The sequence below is a fragment of the Streptomyces polyasparticus genome (assembly GCF_014493765.1).
GTDB lineage: Bacteria > Actinomycetota > Actinomycetes > Streptomycetales > Streptomycetaceae > Streptomyces > Streptomyces polyasparticus.
Genome location: NZ_JACTVJ010000101.1, coordinates 1 through 1,297, shown reverse-complemented (window position 1 = coordinate 1,297; position 1,297 = coordinate 1). Strand labels below are relative to the sequence as shown.

The window sequence follows — 1,297 nt, the reverse complement described above, 5'->3', positions numbered from 1 at the left end:
AAGGCGGCATGGACTCGATCTACCCCCAGCCAGAAGATCAACCCGACGCCGTTACACCACTACAGGGGACATGACCCGTTGCCGGGCACTGCGAGTTCTGCGAGACCACTGCGGACCTGGAGGTTCACCACATCCGCAAGCTCGCCGACCTCACCAAACCCGGCCGACGCAAACGCCCGCTCTGGGTGCAACTCATGGCTCAACGGCGCCGGAAGACACTTGTGGTCTGCCGCCGCTGCCACGACCACATCCATGCGGGCAGAGCACCAGCCACTCGGAATTGATCACTGGAGAGCCGGATGCCGGGACAACTGGCCCGTCCGGTTCGGGAAGGGGCCGTCGGAAAAGGACCTCAGCCAGGGGCACCTCGTCGGCGGCCTACTTCACGCCCATGCCTTCCACAAGCCCGGCACTACCGAGGCTGACGCCTGGGTCGCCGGCCATCTGACCACGATCCTCGCAGGTCAAGCCAGCCGCGCCGCCCAGGAGATGACCGCCCAAGCCGACCAGGCCGGCCTCCGCGCCAACCGAAGAGAGGCCGTCGATACCTGCCGTCGCTATCTGACCGGCCACCTTGACCAGCTCCGCTACGACATCGCCCTGGCCGCGGGCTGGCCGATCGCCACCGGCGCGATCGAGGGCGCCTGCCGACACTTGATCGGCGACCGCCTGGACATCACCGGAGCCCGCTGGGGTCTCGCCGGCGCCGAAGCCGTCCTCAGACTCCGCACGTTGATCGACAACGGTGACTTCGATTCCTACTGGCGTCACCACACCACGCGCGAGCACCAGCGCCTCTATCCCATCCCCGACCAGCGCCGATACCAACTCAGCTCCTGAACCGCGATCAGATGTCGGCCATCGCGTCACGGCCGGTAGTCATCCGTCACCGATGTCAGTGTGTCGCGCTAGCCTCGCGGTGTGGTTGATACGGGTGAGCTTTGGCGCCTCTACAAGGGCGATGTCCTGCTAGGCGAGATCACTATTGACGATATGGACTGGCCTTGGCTGCACGGCCGCTTCATCAGCACCGACGCGTTCACCGCTGTGAAGCCGTGGTTCGACGAGACGCTCCGTCTGCTGGAGGCGGAGGAGTTTGGGGAGGCTTTCGACGCGGCATACGCCCCGATCGAGGAGCAACTCACGTTGGAGTCACCGACAGGGTCGGTAGATCAGTTTCTCTTGCACGTTCAAGGCGATCGAGCCTGGTTTCGCAGCTAGGGACCTTCAGCGCCCTACGATGCACGGTGGTCCGGGTGCTCGCGTTCCAACAGCCCCTTGAATGAGCGGTTTCCGT

Annotated in this window: 1 protein-coding gene and 2 pseudogenes; all 3 read left to right on the top strand. The window is 64.8% G+C overall.

Annotation, left to right across the window (positions count from 1 at the left end; genetic code table 11):
- Positions 1–101: 101 nt before the first annotated feature.
- A pseudogene (locus H9Y04_RS48635) lies at positions 102–284 on the top strand (HNH endonuclease); the annotation flags it as partial.
- Positions 285–387: 103 nt separating this feature from the next.
- Positions 388–840, top strand: a pseudogene (locus H9Y04_RS48845) (ISKra4 family transposase); the annotation flags it as partial.
- 81 nt (positions 841–921) lie between these two features.
- Positions 922–1,221, top strand: a complete 300-nt coding sequence (locus H9Y04_RS45625; protein WP_187820144.1) for a hypothetical protein — start codon at positions 922–924, stop codon at positions 1,219–1,221.
- Positions 1,222–1,297: the final 76 nt, after the last annotated feature.